The sequence below is a fragment of the Duganella sacchari genome (assembly GCF_900143065.1).
Taxonomy (GTDB): Bacteria; Pseudomonadota; Gammaproteobacteria; order Burkholderiales; family Burkholderiaceae_D; genus Rugamonas; species Rugamonas sacchari.
The window spans coordinates 295,226-311,286 of sequence record NZ_FRCX01000007.1 but is presented as its reverse complement, the minus strand read 5'-3'; the positions used below and the strand labels follow the sequence as shown (position 1 = coordinate 311,286).

The 16,061-nt window shown below is 60.2% G+C and carries 18 protein-coding genes; 12 read left to right on the top strand and 6 right to left on the bottom strand.

The genetic code is table 11. The features are described from left to right. Positions 1–81 precede the first annotated feature (81 nt). The 3 genes from fabI (at position 82) to BUA36_RS31450 (ending at position 2,280) form a co-directional block, all read left to right on the top strand. A complete protein-coding gene (gene fabI / locus BUA36_RS17765; RefSeq protein ID WP_072786638.1) occupies positions 82–873 on the top strand; it encodes an enoyl-ACP reductase FabI in 792 nt (263 codons plus the stop codon). An 82-nt stretch (positions 874–955) separates the two neighbouring features. Continuing rightward, positions 956–1,516 (top strand): sigma-70 family RNA polymerase sigma factor, encoded by a 561-nt coding sequence (locus BUA36_RS17760; RefSeq protein WP_072786637.1) that lies wholly within the window; start codon positions 956–958, stop codon positions 1,514–1,516. Beyond that, entirely contained in the window at positions 1,513–2,280 is a 768-nt protein-coding gene (locus tag BUA36_RS31450; protein WP_072786636.1) for a hypothetical protein, read from the top strand. Before BUA36_RS17760 ends, BUA36_RS31450 begins: the two co-directional genes overlap by 4 nt. Before the next feature lie 3 nt (positions 2,281–2,283). Here BUA36_RS31450 and BUA36_RS17750 read toward each other — a convergent pair whose 3' ends face one another. After that, on the bottom strand, positions 2,284–5,202 hold the full coding sequence (locus BUA36_RS17750; protein WP_072786635.1) for a DUF2135 domain-containing protein: 2,919 nt from the start codon (positions 5,200–5,202) through the stop codon (positions 2,284–2,286). Between the two features lie 234 nt (positions 5,203–5,436). Between BUA36_RS17750 and BUA36_RS17745 the strand changes: the two genes are divergently transcribed. Continuing rightward, a complete protein-coding gene (locus tag BUA36_RS17745; RefSeq protein ID WP_072786634.1) occupies positions 5,437–5,964 on the top strand; it encodes a cyclic nucleotide-binding domain-containing protein in 528 nt (175 codons plus the stop codon). Between the two features lie 307 nt (positions 5,965–6,271). After that, complete coding sequence (locus BUA36_RS17740; RefSeq protein WP_072786633.1) at positions 6,272–7,693, top strand: DEAD/DEAH box helicase; 1,422 nt, start codon at positions 6,272–6,274, stop codon at positions 7,691–7,693. Positions 7,694–7,754: 61 nt separating this feature from the next. Here the strand turns inward: BUA36_RS17740 and BUA36_RS17735 are convergent, their stop codons facing one another. The 3 genes from BUA36_RS17735 to BUA36_RS17725 form a co-directional block, all read right to left on the bottom strand. Continuing rightward, positions 7,755–8,072: an NINE protein gene (locus BUA36_RS17735; protein WP_072786632.1), complete on the bottom strand. Its 318-nt coding sequence runs from the start codon at positions 8,070–8,072 to the stop codon at positions 7,755–7,757. A gap of 82 nt (positions 8,073–8,154) precedes the next feature. Continuing rightward, the gene (locus BUA36_RS17730) at positions 8,155–8,565 is read right to left on the bottom strand and encodes a type 2 periplasmic-binding domain-containing protein (RefSeq protein ID WP_072786631.1); all 411 of its coding nucleotides are present in this window, start codon (positions 8,563–8,565) and stop codon (positions 8,155–8,157) included. 14 nt (positions 8,566–8,579) lie between these two features. Continuing rightward, a complete protein-coding gene (locus BUA36_RS17725; RefSeq protein ID WP_072786630.1) occupies positions 8,580–9,734 on the bottom strand; it encodes a hypothetical protein in 1,155 nt (384 codons plus the stop codon). 232 nt (positions 9,735–9,966) lie between these two features. Between BUA36_RS17725 and BUA36_RS17720 the strand changes: the two genes are divergently transcribed. The 4 genes from BUA36_RS17720 to BUA36_RS17705 all read left to right on the top strand — a co-directional run bounded on the left by BUA36_RS17720 (position 9,967) and on the right by BUA36_RS17705 (position 12,790). Continuing rightward, positions 9,967–10,509 carry a hypothetical protein gene (locus tag BUA36_RS17720; RefSeq protein WP_139260628.1) on the top strand — a complete coding sequence of 181 codons (543 nt, stop codon included), beginning with the start codon at positions 9,967–9,969 and terminating at the stop codon, positions 10,507–10,509. Positions 10,510–10,590: 81 nt separating this feature from the next. After that, complete coding sequence (locus BUA36_RS17715) at positions 10,591–11,148, top strand: RNA polymerase sigma factor (RefSeq protein WP_072786628.1); 558 nt, start codon at positions 10,591–10,593, stop codon at positions 11,146–11,148. Positions 11,149–11,227: 79 nt separating this feature from the next. Further along, entirely contained in the window at positions 11,228–11,539 is a 312-nt protein-coding gene (locus BUA36_RS17710; protein ID WP_208861908.1) for a hypothetical protein, read from the top strand. Positions 11,540–11,542: 3 nt separating this feature from the next. Beyond that, positions 11,543–12,790: an MFS transporter gene (locus tag BUA36_RS17705; protein ID WP_072786627.1), complete on the top strand. Its 1,248-nt coding sequence runs from the start codon at positions 11,543–11,545 to the stop codon at positions 12,788–12,790. On the opposite strand, the gene BUA36_RS17700 is transcribed toward BUA36_RS17705, so the two are convergent. Beyond that, positions 12,783–13,517, bottom strand: coding sequence for a substrate-binding periplasmic protein (locus BUA36_RS17700; protein WP_072786626.1), 735 nt, complete (start codon positions 13,515–13,517; stop codon positions 12,783–12,785). The two genes, BUA36_RS17705 and BUA36_RS17700, sit on opposite strands and share 8 nt — an antisense overlap. 121 nt (positions 13,518–13,638) lie before the next feature. Between BUA36_RS17700 and BUA36_RS30390 the strand changes: the two genes are divergently transcribed. Then, positions 13,639–13,827 (top strand): hypothetical protein, encoded by a 189-nt coding sequence (locus BUA36_RS30390; protein ID WP_139260627.1) that lies wholly within the window; start codon positions 13,639–13,641, stop codon positions 13,825–13,827. A 78-nt stretch (positions 13,828–13,905) separates the two neighbouring features. Here BUA36_RS30390 and BUA36_RS17695 read toward each other — a convergent pair whose 3' ends face one another. Next, positions 13,906–14,154 carry a DUF3297 family protein gene (locus tag BUA36_RS17695; protein ID WP_072786625.1) on the bottom strand — a complete coding sequence of 83 codons (249 nt, stop codon included), beginning with the start codon at positions 14,152–14,154 and terminating at the stop codon, positions 13,906–13,908. A gap of 103 nt (positions 14,155–14,257) precedes the next feature. Here BUA36_RS17695 and BUA36_RS17690 point away from each other — a divergent pair, with 103 nt between their 5' ends. Together BUA36_RS17690 and BUA36_RS17685 are read left to right on the top strand one after the other, a co-directional pair. Next, on the top strand, positions 14,258–14,710 hold the full coding sequence (locus BUA36_RS17690; RefSeq protein ID WP_139260626.1) for a MarR family winged helix-turn-helix transcriptional regulator: 453 nt from the start codon (positions 14,258–14,260) through the stop codon (positions 14,708–14,710). 12 nt (positions 14,711–14,722) lie between these two features. Then, on the top strand, positions 14,723–16,051 hold the full coding sequence (locus tag BUA36_RS17685) for an MFS transporter (protein WP_072786624.1): 1,329 nt from the start codon (positions 14,723–14,725) through the stop codon (positions 16,049–16,051). Positions 16,052–16,061: the final 10 nt, after the last annotated feature.

Sequence of the window (16,061 nt, the reverse complement as noted above, 5' to 3'; positions counted from 1 at the left end):
TGGTCTTAAAAAACATAACCCACTGACGCCGCCAGCCAGCCCACCGGGCAGCCAGTGCGCGCAGTTGCAATCGGAGTCCTTATGGCGTTCTTGCAAGGCAAAAAAATCCTTATCACTGGTTTGCTGTCGAACCGTTCCATCGCTTACGGCATCGCCCAAGCCTGCAAACGCGAAGGCGCTGAACTGGCGTTCACCTATGTTGGCGAGCGTTTCAAAGACCGCATCACGGAATTTGCCGCTGAATTCGGCAGCAACCTGGTATTCGACTGCGACGTCTCGAGCGACGAGCAAATCACCGCGCTGTTCGCCGACCTGGCCAAGAGCTGGTCGCAACTGGACGGCCTGGTCCACGCCATCGGCTTTGCGCCGCGCGAAGCCATCGCCGGTGAATTCCTGGACGGCCTGACCCGCGAAAACTTCCGTATCGCCCACGACATCTCGGCGTACAGCTTCCCGGCACTGACCAAGGCTGCGCTGCCGCTGCTCAAAGAAGGTTCGTCGGTGCTGACCCTGTCCTACCTGGGTGCAGTGCGCGCCATCCCTTACTACAACACCATGGGCCTGGCCAAGGCATCGCTGGAAGCGTCGGTACGCTACCTGGCTGAAAACCTGGGCAAGCAAGGCATCCGCTCGAACGGTATTTCGGCTGGCCCGATCAAGACCCTGGCCGCCTCGGGCATCAAGGACTTCGGCAAGCTGCTGGGCTTTGCCGCCTCGCACGCGCCACTGCGCCGCAACGTCACCATCGAAGAAGTGGGCAACACCGCCGCCTTCCTGCTGTCGGATCTGGCATCGGGCATCACCGGCGAAATCACCTACGTTGACGGCGGCTTCTCGCACGTCATGGGCCTGAACGCGGAAGACTACACCTAAGCAGTCGGCCAGCCTCACCATCCAGAAAACGCCCTCTCCGAAGGGCGTTTTTTTCGTCAGGTGCAGTGTTACACTGGCGCCCATGTCAACCGATCCATCCGATGAAACCCTGATGCTGCGCTACGCGGGTGGCGACGCGGCGGCGTTCCGCGAACTGTACCAACGCCATCAGCGTGGCTTGTACCGGTTTGTCGCATGGCGCTCGCCACGCAGGGACTGGGTGGACGAGGTGGCGCAGGAAAGCTGGATCGCGCTGCATCAGGCGCGAGAGCGCTATCAGGTCACGGCCACTTTCCGCACGTTTCTGTACCAGATCGCACGCAACCGGCTGATCGATTTGCAGCGCCAGTCGCCGCACTTATCGACCGATGATGCGCCCGACCTGGAAAGCGAGGTGCCTGCGGCCGAGGCGATGCTGGAAACGCAGCAATTGAACGCGGCGCTGCACCGGGCTATCCGCGCACTGCCGGGTGAGCAGAAGGAGGCCTTGGTGCTGCAGCAGTTCAGCGGTCTATCGCTGGAGGAAATTGCGGCGCTGACCAGCGCTCCGATTGAAACCGTCAAAAGCAGGCTGCGCTACGCCATGCGAAAATTACGCGAGCAGTTATCGAATGGGATGGCCGCCCAGGAGGAGCAGGCATGACGCGCCACGGTGATCAAAAGCTGGATGATGAACTCGACGATTTCATGGCGGGTCGTGATGCGCTGTCTCGCCATTTGTCAGCACTAAAACAGCCCGAATCGCCGGCGCACCTGGACACGGCGATTATGGCGTCGATTGAAGGAAAGCTGGCGCAGGAGCAGGCGATGCGCCAGCGAACTGCGGCCAATATGGCGCGCTGGCGCATGCCGCTGGCGTTGGCTGCCAGCGTGGTTGGCACTTTGCTGTTGACACTGGAGTGGCAGCGCGGCGAGTATGCGGAGCCCGCGCAGGTCACTGCTTCGGCGCCACCGGCTCCGGTGCGCGCCGCGTCGCCAGAAATAACCGTTACTGCGCCCCCCAAGCCGGCCGCCATCGTGAGCGACAAACGCGTGCATGCAGCACCTGCACCAGCAGCACCAGCCGCCGAAGAAGCGTGGACACCACTGCCCGCACCTGCCGCTGCACCTGTCATGGCAGCGCAGCCTGCCGCGCCAGTCACCGATGCGGTGACGGTGCATCGCTTTGCTGCGTCATCCTTCGGCGCCGCAGCGGCCCCTGCGCCCATCGTCGCCCGCCCAAGTGCAGCCCCCGTCGCGCCGCCTGCGCCTGATGCGCAAGCCGCCGCCTGGCTGCACGCCATCGACGAAATGCTGAAAGCCGACTTGCGCAGCGACGCGCTGGCGGAATGGAAAAAATTCCGCCTGGCCTATCCGGACTATCCCGTGCCGGAAGCCCTGGCCAGGCAGATCGCTGCCATCGAATAAATGCTACTTCACTTCAAACTCACCCACCAGCACCGTCTCACCCCGGCCTTGCAGGCGCACCGTCACCATCTGATCGTGTGAACCGGTGCGGCCAAAGCCGCTGGTCAGCTTCAGCTGCAAGGTGGTCGCTCCCGCCACTACCTGACGATGCGCGCCAAAAAAGTTCGCCTCCACCTTGTATTTGCCCGGCATCGCACGGCGCAGCGAAAACTCCTCCGGCCCGTAACCGCCCGTAAAGTCCAGCGACAAGCGGCCACCCTGCGGCGTCATGCGATTGCCATAGAAGCAGCGTTCACCGGTGGGATCGGTCACCCACAAATCCATATCGCTGTCATCGGCATCCCAAGTCAGTACCACCCGCAAATCGAGCGGCATGTTCTTCAACAGGCGCGGATCGATACGGCTGGTATCCAGCTTCACCTTGCGCGGCGGAGCAGCAATCAGGGCGTTCATGTCCGCCAGCGCGATCAGCTCAATCTCCGCAAAGCGGCCATCCCAAGGGCGCGTCACCACTTCATACAATTGGTCGATGGCGTCCTGGGTGCGGCCCACGGCAGCATAAGCCAGGCCCAGGTCACGGAAGGATTGCGGTTCCTCCTCAGCCAGTTCGCGCACCTTCTCGAATATCGGGACGGCGAGATCCGGCTGGCCTGCCTGCAGCAGGCGGTAGCCGAGTATGCGCAGTATCTGGCGGTTTTCCAGGTCCATCTCCGCCAGATTGGACAACACGCGCAATGCCAGCTCACGCTTGCCGCGTTCCAGCAGCAGGTCCGCCACGTCGATGTAAAAGGCACTGCTGTTCAGATAGGACGGGCGTTCATCGAGATAGATCGCGTACAGCTGATCGGTACTGGCAGCTTTCATGCGGGCGATGTATTGGGCGTTGGAGTCCCAGCGCTTCAAGCTGACGGCAATCTCGCCTGCGCTCTTGTCGCGGCCGGCGCCCGCCGCCGCACGCTGCGCATCGCTGGCCTCCACAAAGCGCATCGCAGGTGCGCTGGCGCCGAAGGACGGCGCGCGCTGAAGTGGCGCGGCTTCCGCAAACGGCATCGCGAGTGCCGGCGCCGTTGCCGGCAATGCTACAGGTGCAGGCACGGGTCGCATCGGCTCCCACGCACCCGCAGCGACGGCCTCACGTTCCACCGGCTTCGGTGGCAGCTTGGGGGAGCTGCCGTTCCACCAGGCGAGCTTCTGCTCAAACTGTTGCACGACACGCTCCATCTGCTTGCCGCGACGCTGTGTCAGCGCCGCGCCGCGCACGCTCTTGAGCGCATCAAAGGCCGCCTGCAGTTCGGCCGGTGGCGGCACATCGTAGCGCACATAGTCTTCCAGCCGCTCCAGCACCAGCAGGGATGTCTCGCGCGTTGGCATGCCAAACTGCGCGCCAAGACGACGGATGGCCGCGCGGTTCAGCTCATAGTCCGCGTCCAGCTGATGCAGCTTGCGCCCAGCCCACACGCGGGCCGCCATCGGATGCGCCGGCGCTTGCGCCGAGACGTCCAGCAGCAGCGGCGACGCCTGGCCGTGCCGCACCAGATCCAGCGTCACATGCGCTGCGGGCGCAACCAGCTTGCCGGTCACCCGCAGCATGCCTTGCTGGCCATCGTCCGTCAGCACTTCCGTTGCACCGGTTGCGCTGATACCGCGTACTTGCACACCATCCGTCAGCAGCGTCTCGGCTGCAGCGCCGGGACGGTCCGTCTGCACCGTCACCAGCTTGCCGCCATTCCGCTCGGCCAATGCCGACAGACGGCTGGTGTCCGCAGACACGGCCGAACTCAGTGCATACAAGCGCTGGCGCGGCGGCAGCTGCGGGAATTTTTTGCCGCCGTAATTCAGCAGCCCGTCGCTGACCAGCAGATATTCGTTCACATCGGATTGCGGCTGCCAGTCCGCCAGCGCGCTGGCGCCATCGTAGACAGTGTCCAGCAGCGCCGTGCGCAAGGACTGCCAATCGCCGTTGACAATGCGGAAGCGTTGCATCGCCTCGGCACGGTCACGCAAGCGCGTCAGACGCACCTCCGCATTGCCCAACGCCTTGAAGTAGCGATCCAGCTCCAGCAGCTCCGCTTCGCGCTGGCGGTTCGCACCGGAGCCCGAGCTATCCCACAACAGCCCCACTACTTTGGGCAGCGCCCGCGGCGTGCGCTGCTCCGATAGCGGAATCTCGGCCAGGAAGAAGGTCTCGCCGCCAAACTGCTGGACATAGATCTGCGGCTCGGCACTGGCCGGAACCAGCAGCTTCAAGGTGCCGCTCGCCGCATAGTTGGCGCGCACGAGCTGCGCCGCGTAGCCGTCGCCACTGCGCGCGAAAACAATATCGCCGATGCTGCCGCTGGCCTGTGGCGCAGCAGCCCCAGCCACCGTCACGCGCAGCGCGATGCCGTCCGCCAGCTCGCCATAAGCCAGCGGCAAACGGTAAGCCCAGTTGCTGCCTTCGCGATTCAGCGCCTCGGTGTAAGTCAGCTCCACGGTGCGCGTGCCCTGCGCAGGGATAGGGAAAATCCGCAGCTGGAAATTGTTCCCCTGCGTTTGCTCCAGCAGTGCCGGATCGGCCCGCGTGCGCTCGATCGCCTCCAGGATCTGGCGGCCGCGTGCTTTTTCCACCGGCACCGCGGCACGCATCTTCCCTTCCAGATCCAGCGAAAACCCACTGATCTGCTGCCCCGGCAACAGCGGAAACTGCAAGCGCCCTTCCAGCGGCCGATGGTTGGGATTGAAGAACACCATGCGCAGCGTGGTCTGCGCCATGCCGCCTCCGAGCGCGGCGTCCACCTTCAGGCTTTGCAAGCGTACCGGCTGCTCGGCACCCTGCACCACGATCAGCGGCGGCATCGGCGGCAACAAAGGCGGCGTTATCCGCTGCGCCTGCGCCGCTCCGGCCGCCAGCAGCAGGCATGCCGCCATGAATTTCGTCCACATATCGACCTCCTTTTTATTCAACATGCAGGGTTGATCGAAGCAGCGGTACAAATGGGGTTTCCATTTTACAAATTGAAACAAATAACATAAAAAAGCATTAATGTTAATTTATTTCCAATTTTACAAGGCCAAAATACCCCGCTATACTTGCCGAGAAAATAATAGTCAAACTAGGGTCTTACCGTGAATATGATGCCGTCCATTGCACGCTCCGCAGTGCCTGAGCGTGCGCCTATGCGCAAAGTGCTTTTTATCCTCAGCGAATTGCTGGATGACGATGTGGAATGGCTCGCCAATGCCGGCGATCGCCTGCGCTACCCTGTGGGCGCGGAACTGATCCCTTACGGCGGCCAACCCGACAGCGTGTACTTCGTGCTGGACGGCACGTTCTCCGTACTTGCTGGCAACGGCGAGCTGGTGGCGGAACTCAGCAGCGGCGAAGTCATCGGCGAAATGTCGCTGGTCGATCCGGCCCGCACCACCGCGTCCGTGCGCGCCAACGAAGGCGCTTCCGCCCTGCGCGTCTCGCACGTGCGCCTGCGTGAAAAACTGGACACCGACGCGGCGTTTGCCGCCCGCTTCTACCGCGCACTGTCCGTCTTCATGTCGGCACGCATGCGCCAGACCACGCGCCGCTACGGCTACGGCGGCCTGAGCCATCCCGGCGACGCCCAAGTCGATGAGATCAGCGAAGCCTTGCTGGAAAAGGCCCACCTGGCCAGCATGCGCTTTGAGCGATTATTGAAACGCATGGCCAGCTAAACTATACAAGTGAAGCAAACTAGGGCATAATACCGGCCTTGCGCTGAATTCTCTATATCGGTGAATAGCAAAACGCTACCGATTATTCAGCCAGTGATAGTTAAGCAGCTACGCAAGCCTCACAGCGCATCGTTCGGATGCCCTTATAAAGCCCTCCCGCCTCTGGTGTCGTTGATCTGACACCGTCCCGGCGCAAAGCTTTTGTGCCGAAATTTCTTTCGATTCTGATTGAGTCATTTCGTTTTGGTAGGCGTTGCTATTTCGCGTTCCGCAATTGCGTGGACGCTGATTTTTACGAAAGAAAAGCATGACATTTGAAGCACTAGGTCTCAACACGTCCATCATCAAAGCCCTGACCGACGCCGGCTACACCGCGCCGACCCCAGTTCAGCAGCAGGCTGTGCCTGCCGCGATCGCAGGCAAGGACCTGTTGGTTTCCTCGCAAACCGGTTCCGGCAAGACTGCAGCCTTCATGCTGCCGTCGCTGCACCGTTTGGCCGCAATTGAACCGGCTGCTGCCGGCAAAACCCCTAATCAAGAAATGCAGGCTTCCCGCGCCCGCGGCGAGCGTCCACGTTTCAAGGCAGCCCAGCCAAAAATGCTGGTACTGACCCCAACCCGTGAACTGGCCCTGCAAGTCACGACCAATACCGACAAGTACAGCGTCAACCTGCGCCGCATCAAGGCCGTGTCGATCCTGGGCGGTATGCCATATCCTAAGCAGATGCAACTGCTGGCCAAGAATCCAGAGATCCTGGTCGCGACCCCAGGCCGTCTGATCGACCACATGGAATCGGGCAAGATCGACTTCTCGCAACTGGAAATCCTGGTGCTGGACGAAGCCGACCGCATGCTGGACATGGGTTTCATCGACGACATCGAAAAAATCGTTGAAGCCACCCCGGCGACCCGTCAGACCATGCTGTTCTCGGCCACACTGGATGGCGTCGTCGGCAACATGGCACGCCGCATCACCAAAGAGCCACAGATCATTCAGATCGTGAGCTCGGCCAACAAGCATGAGAACATCACCCAGCGCGTACACTTCGTCGACGACCTGTCGCACAAGAACCGCCTGCTGGACCACCTGCTGCGCGACGAAGCCCTGGACCAGGCCGTGGTCTTCACCGCCACCAAGCGTGACGCTGACACCATCGCCGACCGTCTGAACATCGCCGGTTTCTCGGCTGCAGCACTGCATGGCGACATGCACCAGGGCGCGCGTAACCGCACCTTGGACAGCCTGCGCCGCGGCCAGGTCAAGATCCTGATCGCGACTGACGTTGCCGCACGTGGTATCGACGTGCCAACCATCACCCACGTATTCAACTACGACCTGCCGAAGTTCCCGGAAGATTACGTGCACCGCATTGGCCGTACCGGCCGTGCCGGCCGTAACGGCCTGGCGATCTCGCTGGTCAACCACGCTGAAGGCATGCACGTGAAACGTATCGAACGTTTCACCAAGCAGCTGATTCCAGTCAATGTGGTCGAGGGCTACGAGCCGAAGAAAACCGGTTCCGCACCACGCACCTCGCGTCCAGGTGGCTGGAAACCAGGCGACAACCGTGGCGGCGCCAAGCCAGGCCAGCGTTCGTTTAGCAAGCCAAGTGGCGCACCGCGCCGTGAAGGCGTCGGCGGCTCCAGCGAAGGCTACAAGGGTCCGGGCTTCAAAGCCAACAACCCGTACAACAGCGACCGCCCACGTCGCAGCTACGGCGACCGTTAATCGCTTACGCTAGCCACACGGCAAAACGGCCGCCAGAGCAATCTGGCGGCCGTTTTTTTATTTAGCGGAAGGTGATTTCGCGCCCGTCGCTGTCAGTAAAGCGTCCCAGCGCCACAAAGATCAGGTCGACGAAGGCCCAGATCCCCAGCCCGCCAAACGTAAACATCTGCAGCAGGCCGGTGCCAATTTTGCCGGCGTAAAAGCGGTGGATGCCAAGGAAGCCGACAAAGAAGCACAGCAACAGCGTTACTGCATAATCCTTGTCGGAACGCGGCGGCCCGGAGCGGACAGGCTGCCCTTGCGGTGCGCCGCAATGCGGGCACGTTGGCGCCGTCTCATGTATTTCTTTACCACATCCCCGGCAAAATACCATCCCCATCGAGCTTTCCTTCCAGTCAATTATCAAATTGACATAGTATCGGAAAAGCTAGTGCCTTTCATTACCGATATGATGGGTTAATTTACGGCAGCGTCAATATGGCTTTCACCGTGTCATCCGCGGCGGATTTTTCAATATAGCCAATTGCATTGATATCGGCGGCGACAGCTTTCTTGACTTCGGCCGTTGAATGCAGCTCAACCGGCATCACGCCCTTGCCCGTAAAGATGATCTTGGCCCAGGCAGCCTTGACCTGCGACACATCTTTATTCGCGAGCTTTTGATAAAACTCTGCCCGGATCGGCGACTTTTCCGCCTGATCCAGCGGCACGAACATATTCGACTTCCCCAGGAAGAATTGCGAAGCCTGGTCAGAGAACATGCGGCTGGCCGGATTCTTGGGATTTACCACCACCACAATTTCGGTGCTGAAGGCAGGCTGGCTCAGCACGGCCGCGCAAACCAACGCCGTCGAGAGGATAATTTTCCGCATAAACTCTCTCCCTGTTAAAAGACCATCTGCCAAGATGCCGCCAGCAGGTTGGCATCGCCGGTGAACTGAAATTTGGATTTGTCCTTGATTTTATCGAACTGCACTTTGAGCGCCTGTGAACTGGTGAAATCCCAGCGGTAAGTCAAAGAAGTCGTCGCGTGTTTTTCCGTGCCGGTCGGCCAATACTCTGAACGTTCCTGGAATTGCGACCAAGAAAGCAAGAATGTATGTTTATCCATCTTATATCCACCGGAATAAGACTGGGCAGTATAGGTATTTTTTACCGATGGCCGGTTGATATAGTTGATCTCGCTTCGGACTAGCCAGTTTTTATAATCCACATTGAATGAGATGCCATAAAATGCCTGGCCAACGTCATTGACGAAGTCACCATTGGCGCCCGTCATGACCAGCGAGCGCGTGCCATTGATGACCGAATAACGCTCCACGACCGTGTGCATGTAGACGCCGCGGACACTGAAAATGTCGTTGCTTGCGTCGAGGTAAGCACCGATCATCTTTTTCCAGCTCTCGTCGATACGCGTCGAGTAATACAGATTGCCCAGCAATTCGTTGTCAGTGCTTTTGCGCCGGCCGATCCAGACGTTGCCGGTGTAAGTCCAGTCGCCGACGTTGCTGGTGTACAGCAGATTGGCGCCGTCGTAGGAGTAGATTTGCCAGGCGTACAGATCCTGCGATGGCCGCAGCCAGGGATAGGCGAAGCCCACATACATGTAATCGGAGTAGTAATACAGCGGCAGGCGCTTGCGGCCAGCCTGCAGGGTCAGATTGTCGGAAATCTTGTAGCTGCCGTAGGCCCAGTCGGCATTGACGGAGCTGTCGGCGCCGCGCGCCACCACCTGCACCGTAGCGGACAAATCGGGGGTGAACTTGAAATTGCCCTGGACGCCGGCCAGCGACTCCTGTTTTACATCGGTCTTATGGTATTCATAGACCCCGGCGTATTCATAATTACCGGTAAAACACGGGCACTGATAACTATATCCAGGCTGGGCATTTAATTGATAGGGAACGGGACCGGAAGAGCTGCCGCTTAACACCCGGCCAACCGTCAATTGGGAAAATCCGCTGAAACTGCTGTCCACTGCGTACGCTGCAGTGGAAAAGATGGTCAATGTTGCTAACGCTGACAATTTAGCTATGTACATCTTCGCCCTCCCTCAAGAGATATTCGATTTTTAATTTACTATTGAAAAATAGAAAGGGCAAGAATATTGAAAATAGTGTCTTATTTATGGATTGATTAGTTGGTAATATTGGCTTTATTCAAAAATTCTATTTAAAGCCACTATGATACTTATGCGCTGCCGTGAGCCACGTTGCCGTGCTATCCTGATAATATTCTCCTAAGCGGCATCAGACGTCCTACCACTGGATTCCATGAAAAGAAAAACTCCCCTGCTTCTTGTTGTATTGGCTTTAAATGGCTGCGTCATCAACTCCGTCAGACCGTTATCTGCGGACGATACCGTCAGCACGCATCGCGCCACCATCGTCTATGGCGTAAAAATGGAAGGCCGCTGGAATTACCCCGGATTTGCAGTCCAGCTGGACGAATACAACCTGAACACCAGCGAGATTACCGGCAACTGCTTTACGTACAATCGAGCCTCGGCCAAGATTCCGGCAATTCCCGGCACACGCCACTATTTTGCGTTTGATGTCCCGGCCGGGCATTATGTCTACAGCCCGTTTAACGGCACGCAACTCAGCGGCGGGAATATCCGGTTTGAGGCGCCGGCCGGAAAAAGTGTGTATGTCGGTGAGTTCGTCTTCACCCAAAACCAGTCCGTCGTCTTGCTCAGGAATTTGACCGAGGCGAAAAGCGCAATCAACGCCGCCCTGCCCGGACTGGCCGATCAGCTCTCGCCTGCCGACACGGTGATCGTCAACAATCCCCACATTTTCCTGTGCGTGCCATGACACCACGGCCAGCGCAGAACATTCCATCGACGAACTTGCGGAGCCGTACAATATCCCGGCACCTGAACCGTCTTCCAGTCCATGACTGCACCAATAACAACATCCGAGCAAGACCAGGACATCACGGCCACCGTGTTGCGGGAGAGGTCGCGGCTGTGGCATTTCATCCGCCGCCGCGTGGCCGACCAGACTGACGCGGACGATATCATGCAAGACGTGTTCTACGAGTTCACCCAGGCCTATCACCTGCCGGAACCCATCGAACAAGCCAGCGCATGGTTGTTCCGCGTGGCCCGCAACCGTATCATTGACCGTTTCCGTAAAAAGAAGGAAGTTGCACTGGAAGAAATGGGAGCCAGCGACGAGGACGAAGAATGCCGTCTCGACCTGATGCTGCCCTCGCCCGATGCAGGCCCCGAAGCCGCCTACACTCGCGCCTTGCTGCTCGAAGAGTTGCAGCTCGCGCTGGACGAATTGCCCGCCAATCAGCGCGACGTGTTTGTCGCGCACGAACTCGATGGCGTCAGTTTCAAGGAGATGGCCGCGCAAACCGGCGTCTCGATCAACACTTTATTGGCTCGCAAACGCTACGCCGTACTCTACCTGCGCCAGCGCCTGCAAGCCATGTACGAAGAATGAAAGGAGTACTGTAATGCACCGCAATCACGATCGTATGCATCACCGCATGCACCACAATATGGACCACCGGCGCTTCAAGATGTTCAAAGTGCTGTTTATCCTGGTCGCCGTTGGCGTCCTGGGCGGCGCCGTCATGCTGCTGTGGAACTGGCTGATACCCACAGTCTTCCCCGGCGCCAATGCCGTGAATTATTGGCAGGCCGTGGGAATGCTGCTACTCTGCCGGATTCTGTTTGGCGGCTTCCGCGGCCATCGCGACTGGCATGAACGGCGTGAACAATGGCAGCGCTGGCAAGCCATGACGCCGGAAGAACGCCAGGCGTTCTTCAAGCACCGCGCCAACTTCTGCCGCCCGGCTGCCGCGCCGTCGGAAGAACCAACGAAAGAATAATCCATGACAAAACCTCCCGCGCCGCCGTTCAGCGGCTACCAGAAAACCGTGGTGGCCATGCTGGCCTTCCTGCAGTTTGCCGTGATCCTGGACTTCATGCTGATGTCGCCGCTGGGCGCGCTCATCATGCCGGACCTGAAAATCGGTCCGGCCCAGTTTGGCCTGGTGGTCTCGGCATACGCTTTCAGCGCCGGCGTTTCCGGCCTGCTCACGGCCGGCTTTGCCGACCGCTACGACCGCAAGAAGCTGCTGCTGTTTTTCTACACCGGCTTCATCCTGGGCACCGTCTGGTGCGGCATGGCGCAAAGCTTTGAAAGCCTGCTGGTGGCGCGTGTGGTCACCGGCCTGTTTGGCGGCGTGATCGGCTCCATCGTACTGGCCATCTCGACCGACCTGTTCCCGCCGGCCATGCGTGGCCGCGTCATGGGCCTGATCCAGACCGCGTTTGCCGCCAGCCAGGTGCTGGGCATCCCGGCCGGCATCTATCTGTCGAACCAGTGGAACTGGCATGTGCCCTTCCTGGCCATGGCCGCGTTTGGCCTGGCAGGCGGCGTGCTGGTCGCCTGGAAAATGCAGCCGGTGGACGCGCACCTGGGCCAGCCGCAGGAACACAGCCCGTTCATGCATCTGTTCCACACCGTGACGGAAAAGCGCTACCTGCTGGCCTTCTGCGTGACCGCGCTGCTGACCACGGGGGGCTTCATGCTGATGCCATTCAGCAGCGCCTACATCGTCAACAACATGGGCATCGATCTGCAGCACCTGCCAACCGTGTACCTGGTTACCGGCCTGTGCACCATCTTTATTGGCCCGCTGATCGGCCGTGCCGCCGATGCGGTCGGCAAGTTCCGCGTGTTCCTGTTCGGCACCGCGCTGTCGATCGCCATGGTGCTCATCTACACCCACCTCGGCCATGTTCCGCTGTGGCTGCTGATCGTGGTGAATTCGGTTTTGTTCGTGGGGATCTTCTCGCGCATGATTCCATTCCAGGCCATTTCGTCGACCGTGCCCAGCATGACCCAGCGCGGTTCCTACAACGCCATCAGCGCCTCGATTCAGCAACTGGCGGGCGGCCTGGCCTCGGTCGCGGCCGGCCATATCGTGACGCAGGCGCCGGACGGGCACCTGGAACACTTCGACAAGATCGGCTATGTGGTGGTGGTCACCTCGCTGACGGCCGCCACCCTGCTGTGGCGTTTGCAGCGCGGTCTGCCTGCCGCGCAGGCGCCGCGTCCGCAAGCGGCTACTTGAGCGATACGCCGTATTTGTCCGCAGTGCGCTGCATGAAGCCCGAGCTCTTCAGTTTTTCCAGCCCGGTGCGCAGCGCCTGCACCGTGGCGGCCGGCGTACTCAGGCTGGCCGCCACATAGTATTCCGTCAGGCCCGGCATGGGCATGGTGCGCTCCAGCAGCGCACACCGCACCTGGGTACGCCCGCAGATGCCCTTGATCGACAGCTCCGACGCCACCATCAGATCCACGCGCCCCGCCATGAGCTTGCGGATGCTGGACGCATCCCCGGCTGCCAGGTCAGCCGTGAGCCCGAACTGGTGCAGCTGCTCTTCCACGATATCGCCACGCGTGGCGGCAATGCGGTAAGGCCGCAAATCCTCCACCGTCCTGACCTGAATGTCGTGCCGCGTTTTCAGCTTGTACAGATAGGTGCTGCGCGGCGCCAGCTGTGCCAGCCAGTGAAACTGCGCCTCGCGCTCCGGCGTACGCACAATGCTGAAGATCAGCACATTCGGCTGGGACCGGGCCAGATGGAAAGCCCGCGCCCACGGATAAACCTGAACGCTGTACGTCAACCCGGCGCGCTGCAGCGCCTCACTGACCACTTCGGTGGAATAACCGACCACCTTGCCCTGCGCCAGATAGCTGTACGGCGAAAATTCTTCCGTTACCACCATCATCGGGTCCGCTGCCATGGCCCGCAAACTGAGCGGGAGCAGGGCCACCATCGCCAGTTTGCGTATCAAATTGTTTCCACAAGTTAAGAAAAGCCAATTTTGTTGCCACATGGCATTATTTTCGAATTATAATATTTGCAGTAAGTTGTACCCAACCACCAACCTTATCAGATTCAAAAGGGAGAAGTGCATGAATTCCAGAAATATGGATGCTGCCTGTCTGCGCGCTCTGCGCCGCCGTGGCCACTCCGACAACAGTATCGCAGCGATGACACCGGAAGAAGCATTTTGCGAGTATTGCGCCTACCATGGGATCATGAATCTCGCGCCATCCACGCTGGAAATGCTGGACAAGCTACGCGGCGACGCCAACAAATGAAAAAAAGGCCATGTGTGCCATGCGACGGTCGACACCGCCGCATAGCCACATGGCCTTTTTTCTGAAGTAGCGTGAACCTTAGCGGTAAAACGCTTCGACAGTGCCTTTCAGTTTAATCAGCATCGGGTTGCCCTTGCGGTCCAGCGCCTTACCGGCAGGAACCTTGATCCAGCCTTCGCTGATGCAGTATTCATCGACATCGTTGCGCTCGTTGCCGTTGAACTTGATGCCGATATCGTGTTCAAACACGGCGGCCACGTGGAATTTGCTGCGCGGATCAATCGACAGACGATCCGGCAATGCTGGGAGTTGAGTAGTATCGTTCATCCCGCAATTATAGCAGTTTGCCCTGTACGGACCAGTCGATAATGCTTGCACAATACTTGTACACTCAAGTATTATTCAAGCATTCATCAACTAAGGACACGTCATGGACACCACTCCCATCAGCGCCAGCCTGGAATTCACCCTGCGCCTGGCGCGCGCGCAAGCGACACTGGTACGCCGCCTGGACCAGGTACTGGGCGGCTATCACGGCATCAGTTTCAGCGACTTCATGCTGCTGCATTACCTGAACCGTTCGCCCGGCGGCCGCCTGCGCCGCGTCGACCTGGCCGAGCGCCAGGGCCTGACCGCGTCGGGTGTCACCCGCACCCTGCTGCCGCTGGAAAAAATCGGCCTGGTCGAACGCCAGCAAGATCCGCGCGATGCCCGCGTGGCGTATGCCGCCATCACCGGCACCGGCCGCGAACTGCTCAACAACGCCACCACCGTGGCCGAGCAAATCAGCAAGGAACTGCTGCGCAGCTGCCCGGCCGCGCAGTTCGATGACCTGAGCAACGCGCTGGCGCTGATCGCCGGCATGAACGCTTCCAACTCTTAAAGCGAGGGCCACATGGCCGATCCCCAAACGCAGCGCGCGGCGTTAAAGCGCGACCCCAACTTCAAATGGCTCATGCGCGGCGGCGCCATCTCCGTGCTGGGCGACCAGCTGACCATGATCGCCCTGCCCTGGCTGGTGCTCAAGCTGACCGGCGACACGCTGGCGCTGGGCCTGGTGATTGCGCTCATGAGTATTCCGCGCGCCATCTTCATCCTGATCGGCGGTGCGCTGGTGGACCGCTATTCGCCCAAGCGCGTGCTCATGCTGAGCAAGTACGCCAATGCCGTGCTACTGGCCTTGCTCACGCTGCTGGTGCTGAACACGCACGCGGCGCCCACCGTGGCACTCAGTGAAGACCTGTCGCTGACCGTCGCCCTGACGCCGCAGCTGACGCTGAATCTGATATATGCGCTGGCGCTGGGCCTGGGCCTGGCGCAGGCGTTTGGCATGCCGTCCGCTACCTCCGTGATGCCGCTGGCGATCGCGCCGGAACATCTGCAGGCGGCCAATGGCGTCATGCTGGGGATGCGCCAGGTCTCGATGCTGGTTGGCCCCCTGATTGCAGCGGGCCTGCTGGCCCTCGCCGGCAACGGCAACGGCGCCGTCAGCGACGCGCGCGGCCTGGCGCTGGCGTTCGGCTTCGACTGCCTCAGCTTCGTGGTCTCGGCCTGGACCCTGTCCAAGGTGGTGCTGCGCACTCAGGCCGCCGCGCACGCGCCGCAATCCGTGCTGCGCTCCGTCGGCGCCGGCCTGCGCATGGTGTGGGACGACATACCGCTGCGGATGTGCTTTATCTACTGGGGTACGGTGTCGCTGTTCATCGGCGGTGCCATGCAGGTGGCGATTCCCGTGCTGGCCAGCGATCTGCATGGCGGTTCCACGCTGGGCATCATCATGGGCGCCCACGGTGCGGGTACGCTGCTGGGCATGGCCGTCGCAGCGAAATTCGGTTCACGTCTGCGCTTCGCCAGTTTTGGCGCCACCATCCTGCTGATCGATGCGCTGGCCGGCCTGCTGCTTGCGCCGCTGGGCGCCGTGCACGCGGTGTGGCAGGCATCGCTGCTGATGCTGTCGCTGGGCGCACTGGCAGGCTTCATGCAGATCAACGTCTTCACGTGGATACAGCGCCGCGTGCCGCCGCAGATGATGGGCCGCGCCATGAGCATCTTCATGTTCATCTTCATGGGACTGGCGCCGTTGTCGGCCGCCAGCACCGGATGGCTGCTGACTTTCGTCTCGCTGTCGCAAATGTTCCTCGGTGGTGGCATCATACTGATCGTGTTTGCAGCAGGCGCGTATCTGTTCACGCCCATGCGCAGCATCGCATCGACGACACCCTAAAGGACTTTGC

Bases quoted from the DNA above. Each gene is read 5' to 3' on its own strand.
- BUA36_RS17740 (WP_072786633.1), top strand. From the start codon at position 6,272: ATGACATTTGAAGCACTAGGTCTCAACACGTCCATCATCAAAGCCCTG.
- BUA36_RS30390 (WP_139260627.1), top strand. From the start codon at position 13,639: ATGAATTCCAGAAATATGGATGCTGCCTGTCTGCGCGCTCTGCGCCGC.
- BUA36_RS17690 (WP_139260626.1), top strand. From the start codon at position 14,258: ATGGACACCACTCCCATCAGCGCCAGCCTGGAATTCACCCTGCGCCTG.
- BUA36_RS31450 (WP_072786636.1), top strand. From the start codon at position 1,513: ATGACGCGCCACGGTGATCAAAAGCTGGATGATGAACTCGACGATTTC.
- fabI (WP_072786638.1), top strand. From the start codon at position 82: ATGGCGTTCTTGCAAGGCAAAAAAATCCTTATCACTGGTTTGCTGTCG.
- BUA36_RS17720 (WP_139260628.1), top strand. From the start codon at position 9,967: ATGAAAAGAAAAACTCCCCTGCTTCTTGTTGTATTGGCTTTAAATGGC.
- BUA36_RS17730 (WP_072786631.1), bottom strand. From the start codon at position 8,565: ATGCGGAAAATTATCCTCTCGACGGCGTTGGTTTGCGCGGCCGTGCTG.
- BUA36_RS17725 (WP_072786630.1), bottom strand. From the start codon at position 9,734: ATGTACATAGCTAAATTGTCAGCGTTAGCAACATTGACCATCTTTTCC.
- BUA36_RS17695 (WP_072786625.1), bottom strand. From the start codon at position 14,154: ATGAACGATACTACTCAACTCCCAGCATTGCCGGATCGTCTGTCGATT.
- BUA36_RS17715 (WP_072786628.1), top strand. From the start codon at position 10,591: ATGACTGCACCAATAACAACATCCGAGCAAGACCAGGACATCACGGCC.
- BUA36_RS17760 (WP_072786637.1), top strand. From the start codon at position 956: ATGTCAACCGATCCATCCGATGAAACCCTGATGCTGCGCTACGCGGGT.
- BUA36_RS17750 (WP_072786635.1), bottom strand. From the start codon at position 5,202: ATGTGGACGAAATTCATGGCGGCATGCCTGCTGCTGGCGGCCGGAGCG.
- BUA36_RS17735 (WP_072786632.1), bottom strand. From the start codon at position 8,072: ATGGGGATGGTATTTTGCCGGGGATGTGGTAAAGAAATACATGAGACG.
- BUA36_RS17710 (WP_208861908.1), top strand. From the start codon at position 11,228: ATGTTCAAAGTGCTGTTTATCCTGGTCGCCGTTGGCGTCCTGGGCGGC.
- BUA36_RS17745 (WP_072786634.1), top strand. From the start codon at position 5,437: ATGCGCAAAGTGCTTTTTATCCTCAGCGAATTGCTGGATGACGATGTG.
- BUA36_RS17685 (WP_072786624.1), top strand. From the start codon at position 14,723: ATGGCCGATCCCCAAACGCAGCGCGCGGCGTTAAAGCGCGACCCCAAC.
- BUA36_RS17705 (WP_072786627.1), top strand. From the start codon at position 11,543: ATGACAAAACCTCCCGCGCCGCCGTTCAGCGGCTACCAGAAAACCGTG.